This window comes from Brevundimonas sp. (assembly GCF_036399195.1).
Classification (GTDB): Bacteria; Pseudomonadota; Alphaproteobacteria; order Caulobacterales; family Caulobacteraceae; genus Brevundimonas.
The window spans coordinates 1-6,762 of the sequence record NZ_DASWNO010000203.1 but is presented as its reverse complement, the minus strand read 5'-3'; the positions used below and the strand labels follow the sequence as shown (position 1 = coordinate 6,762).

At 71.1% G+C, this 6,762-nt stretch carries 8 protein-coding genes and 1 pseudogene; 6 read left to right on the top strand and 3 right to left on the bottom strand.

All coding sequences use genetic code 11. From position 1 onward, the window contains the following. Positions 1-19: 19 nt before the first annotated feature. The 6 genes from rsfS (at position 20) to VGB60_RS09240 (ending at position 5,363) form a co-directional block, all read left to right on the top strand. Positions 20-424, top strand: a complete 405-nt coding sequence (gene rsfS / locus VGB60_RS09265) for a ribosome silencing factor (protein ID WP_331037981.1) — start codon at positions 20-22, stop codon at positions 422-424. 9 nt (positions 425-433) lie between these two features. Further along, on the top strand, positions 434-898 hold the full coding sequence (gene rlmH, locus VGB60_RS09260) for a 23S rRNA (pseudouridine(1915)-N(3))-methyltransferase RlmH (RefSeq protein ID WP_331037980.1): 465 nt from the start codon (positions 434-436) through the stop codon (positions 896-898). Beyond that, entirely contained in the window at positions 898-1,968 is a 1,071-nt protein-coding gene (locus VGB60_RS09255; protein ID WP_331037979.1) for a murein hydrolase activator EnvC family protein, read from the top strand. The genes rlmH and VGB60_RS09255 overlap by 1 nt, the downstream gene beginning before the upstream one ends. A gap of 136 nt (positions 1,969-2,104) precedes the next feature. Further along, positions 2,105-3,469 (top strand): S41 family peptidase, encoded by a 1,365-nt coding sequence (locus tag VGB60_RS09250; protein WP_331037978.1) that lies wholly within the window; start codon positions 2,105-2,107, stop codon positions 3,467-3,469. Positions 3,470-3,575: 106 nt separating this feature from the next. Continuing rightward, entirely contained in the window at positions 3,576-4,778 is a 1,203-nt protein-coding gene (locus tag VGB60_RS09245; RefSeq protein ID WP_331037977.1) for a divergent polysaccharide deacetylase family protein, read from the top strand. Positions 4,779-4,889: 111 nt separating this feature from the next. Continuing rightward, positions 4,890-5,363, top strand: a complete 474-nt coding sequence (locus tag VGB60_RS09240; protein WP_331037976.1) for an RNA pyrophosphohydrolase — start codon at positions 4,890-4,892, stop codon at positions 5,361-5,363. Here the strand turns inward: VGB60_RS09240 and VGB60_RS09235 are convergent, their stop codons facing one another. From VGB60_RS09235 to atpC, 3 genes and pseudogenes are all read right to left on the bottom strand, one after another. Next, positions 5,364-5,963: a hypothetical protein gene (locus VGB60_RS09235; protein ID WP_331037975.1), complete on the bottom strand. Its 600-nt coding sequence runs from the start codon at positions 5,961-5,963 to the stop codon at positions 5,364-5,366. It abuts the gene before it with no gap. A gap of 31 nt (positions 5,964-5,994) precedes the next feature. Further along, positions 5,995-6,315: a multidrug efflux SMR transporter gene (locus VGB60_RS09230; RefSeq protein WP_331037974.1), complete on the bottom strand. Its 321-nt coding sequence runs from the start codon at positions 6,313-6,315 to the stop codon at positions 5,995-5,997. Between the two features lie 297 nt (positions 6,316-6,612). Next, a pseudogene (atpC, locus tag VGB60_RS09225) lies at positions 6,613-6,762 on the bottom strand (F0F1 ATP synthase subunit epsilon); the annotation flags it as partial.

Below are 6,762 nucleotides of genomic sequence, written 5' to 3'. Positions count from 1 at the left end.
TTCGAACACGGCGCACGAGATGGACGCCATCCCCCCCATCCATTCCGAAGACGGTCCGCAGGCTCCCCTTCCCGTCGGCTCCAGCGATCTGGAAACCGCGATCCTGACGCGCCTCGACGACGACAAGGCGCAGGACATCGTGCTCATCGACCTGAAGGGTAAAAGCCCGATGGCCGACACCATGATCATCGCCTCTGGACGCTCACACCGCCACGTCGGCGCCTTGGCCGATCACCTGCAGCGCACGCTGAAGGAACAGGGTCTGGGCCGGGTCAAGGTCTCGGGCCTGCCGCACTGCGACTGGGTGCTGCTGGATGCGGGCGACGTGATCGTCCACCTGTTCCGGCCAGAAGTCCGGGCTTTCTACAACATCGAGAAGATCTGGTCGGTCGAGAGCGGCCACCGCGTCGACGCGCGCGCCTGACCTGACCGCATGAAGATGGCCGTGATCGCCATCGGCAAGCCCGGGCGAGGGCCCGAAGCGATCCTGGCCGCCGACTACGCCGAGCGGACCACCGCCGCCGGACGTGCGCTCGGGCTGGGGCCGCTGGAGCTGATCGATCTTGAAGCGCGCAAGCCCGGCAAGGCGCCCGAGGCCGAGCTTATCCTCAAGGCCGCCGAGGGCGCGCACCTGATCGCTTGCGACGAGCGGGGCAAGACCTTCTCCAGCCGCGAGTTCGCCGCCCATATCGCCATGCTGCGCGACCGGGGCGAGCGCCGCCTCGCCTTCGCCATCGGCGGGGCCGACGGGCTGGACGAAAGCGTCCGCGCCGCCGCCGCCTCGACCCTCGCCTTCGGGCCCCAGACCTGGCCGCACGCGCTGGCCCGCGCCATGCTGGCCGAGCAGTTGTACCGCGCGGTGACGATCCTGGGCGGATCGCCCTATCATCGCGACTGATGCGCCGGTTCGCCCTCATCCTCTTCGTCGGCCTGATGACCCTGCCGGTCGCCGCGACCGGCGCGGCGCAGGATGTCGCCCGGCTGCAGGGCGAGTTCCGGGACGAACAGGCCCGCGCCCGCCGCCTGCGGGCTGAGGCGGCGGAGGCGACCGCCGAACTGGCGCGACTGGACCGGGAGCTTGCATCCCTGCGCACCGCGGTCGGCGAGGACGACCGGCTGATCGCGGGCCAGCGCGCCCGCCTGCGCGAGCTGGGCCAGCGAGAGGCGGCGCTGGTCGCGCAGCTGTCGCAGGCGCGCGCCCGGCAGGGCCGGCTGCTGTCGGCCCTGCAGATGATGAGCCGGCGTCCGCCCCCGCCGCTGCTGGTGCCGGCCGATAAGGCGGTGGACACCGTCCGAGCGGCCATCCTGATCCGCGCCATGGCGCCGACGCTTCAGGCGCGGGCGCAGGGGCTGGCGGACCGTCAGGCCGAGGTCGTCCGTGTCCGGCGCATCGCCGCCCTCAACAGCGAGCAGCTGTTCACCGCCGAGAGCGCGAGGGGCGACCGCCGCTCCCGCATTGAAGCCTTGGGCGCGCGACAGACGGCCCTTCAGTCCGTGTTGCGCGCCGAGGCGGCGGGCGCGGAGAAGGCCAGCCGCGCGCTGGAGGCCCGCCTCCGCGCGCTCGGCGCCGCCGTGCCCGCCGAGGTCGTGCCCGAGCCCGCCGCCGCGCGCCTTCCGGCGGGCCGCAGCCGACTGACGTCCCCCGTCGCCGGCGCGCCGTCCGCCCGGTTCGGGTCAGGCTCCACCGGATGGCGGTGGCGGTCGGATCGCGGCGAGGCGCGGGCTCCGGCCCCGGCGCGGGTCGCCTTCGCCGGGCCCCTGAGCGGCTGGGGCCAGGTCGTCATCCTCGACCTCGGCCCGGGCTGGCGGGCGGTGATCTCGGGGCTCGACGAGGTGTCGGTCGAAACCGGCTCGGCCGTGACCGACGGTCAGTCGCTCGGCCGCTCCGGCGCCGATGGAGAGATCGGCTTCGAACTGCGCCGCGACGAGCGTCCGATCGATCCCGCGCCCTGGCTCCCGGGCCGGTGAAACCGCTTCCCAAGCGCGGATGACGCTGATTTTATCCATGAACCGCCGGTCGGCCACGATTTCGTCGCCTCCCGGTCCGTAACTGCTGGAAAGACGGCTGTTCCGGCCCGACCTTCCGATCGCTGAAAGAGACCTGATGCGCAGACTGCTTCTGATGGGCGCCGCCGCCGTGACCCTGGTGGGGGTCGGAGCCGCCGTCGCCCAGACGCCGCGCAACGAGGCCTTCCGCATGCTCGGGCTGTTCGGCGACGTGCTCGGCATCGTCGAACAGGCCTATGTCGTGCCCGTCGACGACAAGAAGCTGATCGAGGCCGCCCTGCAGGGCATGATGACGGCGCTCGATCCGCACTCCAACTACCTGCCGCCGGACGGCTACGGCGATCTGCAGGAGCGCACCTCGGGCGCCTACTCCGGCGTCGGCCTGACGATCCAGTCCGAGGCCGGGCTGGTGAAGGTGATCTCGCCGATGGACGGCGGCCCGGCGGCGCGGGCGGGCGTCAACGCCGGCGACGTCATCTCGTCCATCGACGGCCAGAACGCGGCGGGCCTGACGGTCAGTCAGGTGTCCGAGAAGCTGCGCGGCGCCGTGGGCACCTCGATCAAGGTCACCTTCCTGCGCGACGGCGAGGAGCCGAAAGAGGTCGTGCTGACCCGCGAGGTCATCAAGATCGAGTCCGTCACCGGCCGGGTCGAGGGCGACTTCGGATATCTGCGGGTCTCGACCTTCAACGAGAACACCGGGCGCGAACTCGGCGAAACCATCGCGCGCCTGAAGGGTGAGAACCCCGCGATCAAGGGCTACGTCCTTGATCTGCGGAACAACGGCGGCGGCCTGCTCGATGCGGCCATCGCAGTGTCGGACGCCTTCCTTGAGCGTGGCGAGATCGTCAGCCAGCGCGGGCGCAAAGCCGACCAGATCCAGCGCTACGCGGCCCGTCCCGGCGACCTGAGCGGCGGCCTGCCACTGGTTGTGCTGATCAACTACGGCTCCGCCTCGGCGTCGGAGATCGTCGCCGGCGCTCTGAAGGATCACCAGCGCGCCACGATCGTCGGACTGACCAGCTTCGGCAAGGGTTCGGTCCAGACCGTCATTCCGCTGCGCAACGGGGCCGACGGGGCCCTGTCGATCACCACGGCGCGCTACTACACGCCGTCGGGAGCCTCGATCCAGAAGATCGGCATCGAGCCAGACCTGGAAGTGTCGCGCTCGCAGGCCGAGGCGCGGATCGTCTCGCGCTCCAACTTCATCTACTCCGAGGCCGCCTACGCCACCGCGCTGGATGCGTCCATCGGGGCCGAGCGCAAGGGTCCGCACACGCCGCGGGAGGCGCCGGGCGAGGCCTGGCCCGAGGACAAGGACTATCAGCTGGAGCGCGCCTTCGACGTGCTGCGGGCGGGCGGCGTCCTGACCCAGCTGGCGGCGGCGCCGGAGGGCATCGTCGTCACCGAGCCGGGAACCGAAGTCGCCGCCGTGGCGGCTGAGGATGCGCCCGGCGACTGATCCGGCATGGCTAACGGCGCGTTAGGCTTTCTTAACCGACGCCCGGCACTGTGAGCCCTGAAGGAGTCCGCCCCGCGGACCCCCGTTCGAGCATTTCAGTCCGCCCATGTTCGCCAAGCGCCAGTCCGTTCTAGCCGCCACCGCCGGAGCGCCTCCGGCCCGCCGCTCGATGCGCGAGCGGCTCGCGCCCTTCGGCCGCATCCTGCGCCGACCGCCCGTGGCCGTCGCCTGCGCGGGTCTGCTTCTTCTCGCCGCCGTCGCCCTGTTCGTCACCGTGCTGGGCGATCCGCGCGCCGGCGCGCCGTCGGTACGCGCCTCGCTGAAGCGCGAGGCGCCCGTCGCCGCTCCCACGCCAACGGGACTGGAAGCCTTCTCAATGAGCGCCTACGGCTCGTGGGAGGACCTGGCCGCCGACGCTGGAGCCGCCGGTCCCGCCATGACCGGCGAGGCGGTGATCACCCTGCCCAACGGCGCCACAGTGGCCGGAGACGGCGCGCCCGTGACGGCGCCGCGCTTCGCCGCCCAGCCCCTGCCCGCCGCCCCCATCGCCGGACTCAGCCAGCCGGGCCCCAACGGGCCGCTGCCGAGCATCGCCACCGACGGCCGCGTGCCGGCTCAAGCCTACGCGCGCCCCTTCCGCTCGAACGGGCGGCCGCGCGTGGCCTTGATCGTCGGCGGCCTCGGCCTCAACGCCGCCACCACCCGCGCCGCCATCGAACGCCTGCCGCCGGAGGTGACGCTCAGCTTCGTGCCCTACGCCGAGGGCCTGCAGGGCTGGATCGATCAGGCTCGGGCGCAGGGTCACGAGGTCATGCTCGAAATTCCCATGGAGCCGACCGGCTATCCCGACCGGATCGACCCCGGCCCGCACACCCTGCTGGCCGCCGACGGGCCGCTGGAGATCCAGGCCAAGCTGGCCTGGCTGATGGGCCGCGCGACCGGCTATTTCGGCGTCACCAACTATGTCGGCGACCGCTTCTCGGGCGTGGACGGCGGCATGAACGCCTTCATGGCGGTGCTGCGCCAGCGCGGCGTGGCCTTCCTCGACGACGGCTCCATGAACCGCCGCCCCGGAGCCTGGGCCCGCGCCAGCGCCAACCGCATCATCGACGAACAGCAGACCCCCGCCGCCATCGTCGCCCAGCTCAACGCGCTGGAGGCTCTGGCCAAGGGCCAGGGTCAGGCCCTGGGGACCGGCTTCAGCTATCCGGTCACGGTGGAGGCCGTAGCCCGCTGGAGCGCCGGTCTCGAAGCGCGGGGGCTGCAACTGGCGCCGGCGTCGGCGATGACGCAGCGACCGGGAAGATAGGGATGAGGGATGAGAGATGAGGGATTAGGAGGGATGGGTTCCGGCCGCGGTGTCGAGCCTCAAGGCTTCCCTCCCTCATCCCTCATCCCTCATCCCTCATCCCTCACCCCTATGACCGACCTCTCCCTCTACCGCCCCAACGTCGGCGTCGTCCTGTTCCATCCTGACGGGCGGGTCTGGTACGGCCGGCGCGCGGTCACGCCGCCGCCGCACAACTGGCAGTTTCCGCAGGGCGGGGTCGACGACGGCGAGGACCTCGAGGCCGCCGCCCGGCGCGAACTGGCGGAAGAGACCGGCGTCATCTCCGCCGAGCTGATCGCAGCGACCGAGGACTGGATCGCCTACGACTTCCCGCCCGATTACGGCGGCGCGAAACAGTCGCGCGGCTGGCGCGGCCAGAAGCAGAAATGGTTCGCCTTCCGGTTCACCGGCGACGAGACGGAGATCGACCTCGAGCAACACGCCGAGATCGAGTTCGACGCCTGGCGTTGGGGCGCGCTGTCGGAAGCGCCCGACCTGATCGTGCCGTTCAAGCGCGCGACCTACGAACAGGTCGTGGCCGCCTTCGCGCCGTTGGTGGTCTGATCAGCCGAGGCAGCGTCCGGGTCTGGCGCCGGCACTGGTCTCATGGACGTTCGCGCCTGCCTCACCGTTAGGGAAGACGAGGGCGCTGACGACGGCCGTACGGCCCGGCCCAGAGGGGACGCAGGCGACAACACGCCGACGCCCGTCGACGACGGGCGGATCGGCCAGGATTGCATCGGTCCGGCTGGCGGCCGCGGCCCGAACGGCGGCGACGAGCGCGCCCTCATCCATCGATTGGCCCAGCCAAAGGGTGCAGGTTCGTCGGGGTTGCGTCGTCAAGGCGCCACCGGCGGTGCGCGCCGAGCGGCCATCGATGACCTGAAGGGTCGCACCGTCCCGGCGGAAAATCGGACCCTGCGGCGGCGTAAAAGGATCCGGCAGGTTCCGGGTCCACCAGCCCCCGAGGCGGCGTCCGACCTCATCGCCGTCGATTGCGTCGACTACGAAAGGGACGCAGGCCTCGCGGATCGCGCGTTCGGTAAGGGCGAGGGGCTCCCTGCCCTCGCTGACATGTGCGCAAGACGACAGCGCGAGGCACACCGTGAGAACGGCCGCAGGAAGACGGCTGGCCCGGTCGCGCCCGGGAAACGTTTCGAACATCCGCTCCTCCTCCGGGAGCGAAGCTACACCATCAGTTCGCCGGAGCCAGCCGCATCAGCACCAGCCCCGCGACGACCAGACCCGCGGCGGCCACCCGCATCGGATGCACGCCCTCGTTCAGCCAGATCGCCCCGACGATGAAGGCCCCCACGGCGCCGATGCCCGTCCAGACCGTATAGGCCGTGCCGAGCGGCAGCGTCTTCATCGACACCGACAACAGGGCGAAGCTCGCGCCCATGGCCCCGAGCGTGATCACGCTGGGCCACAGGCGGGTGAAGCCCGCCGACTGCTTCATGAAATAGGCCCAGACCACTTCCAGCAGCCCGGCGATGACAAGATAGAACCAGGCCACGCGCGGCCCTCCTCACAAAGGGCCGGGCCGTCCCGGACTTCGTCCCGCATCCACGGGAGCGAGGACGTGGCCTCGTCTTGCAGGGGCTATCTAGGGCGCGGGAGCCGGGGGTCAAGCCGAAGCGCGTTGGCGACGGCCCGTGTTGGCCGGGTGATTGGTGATTGGTGATTGGCGGCCGATCGCGTCCGCGATGGCGCAAGATGACCCCCGCCCGGGAACCAGCAGCCACCAACCACTAATCACCAATCACCTTCCACTCCGATCGGCGAAGGCGGGCTCAGCGGCCGGCGGGGCGGTTCAGCCCGCCGCCGCCACTTCCGAGGCCTGTTCGGCCAGGATGGTCAGGCCCGCCGGCGTGACGTCGGCGAAGCCGCCCTGGACGTCGAACTGGCGACGCGATCCGCCGTCGATGACCGTCACCACGCCTTCGCGCAGGGCGGTCATGAA

What these genes read in the sequence shown, in the direction of transcription:
- rsfS (WP_331037981.1), top strand. Translation starts at nt 20, where the DNA reads ATGGACGCCATCCCCCCCATCCATTCCGAAGACGGTCCGCAGGCTCCC.
- rlmH (WP_331037980.1), top strand. Translation starts at nt 434, where the DNA reads ATGAAGATGGCCGTGATCGCCATCGGCAAGCCCGGGCGAGGGCCCGAA.
- VGB60_RS09255 (WP_331037979.1), top strand. Translation starts at nt 898, where the DNA reads ATGCGCCGGTTCGCCCTCATCCTCTTCGTCGGCCTGATGACCCTGCCG.
- VGB60_RS09250 (WP_331037978.1), top strand. Translation starts at nt 2,105, where the DNA reads ATGCGCAGACTGCTTCTGATGGGCGCCGCCGCCGTGACCCTGGTGGGG.
- VGB60_RS09245 (WP_331037977.1), top strand. Translation starts at nt 3,576, where the DNA reads ATGTTCGCCAAGCGCCAGTCCGTTCTAGCCGCCACCGCCGGAGCGCCT.
- VGB60_RS09240 (WP_331037976.1), top strand. Translation starts at nt 4,890, where the DNA reads ATGACCGACCTCTCCCTCTACCGCCCCAACGTCGGCGTCGTCCTGTTC.
- VGB60_RS09235 (WP_331037975.1), bottom strand. Translation starts at nt 5,963, where the DNA reads ATGTTCGAAACGTTTCCCGGGCGCGACCGGGCCAGCCGTCTTCCTGCG.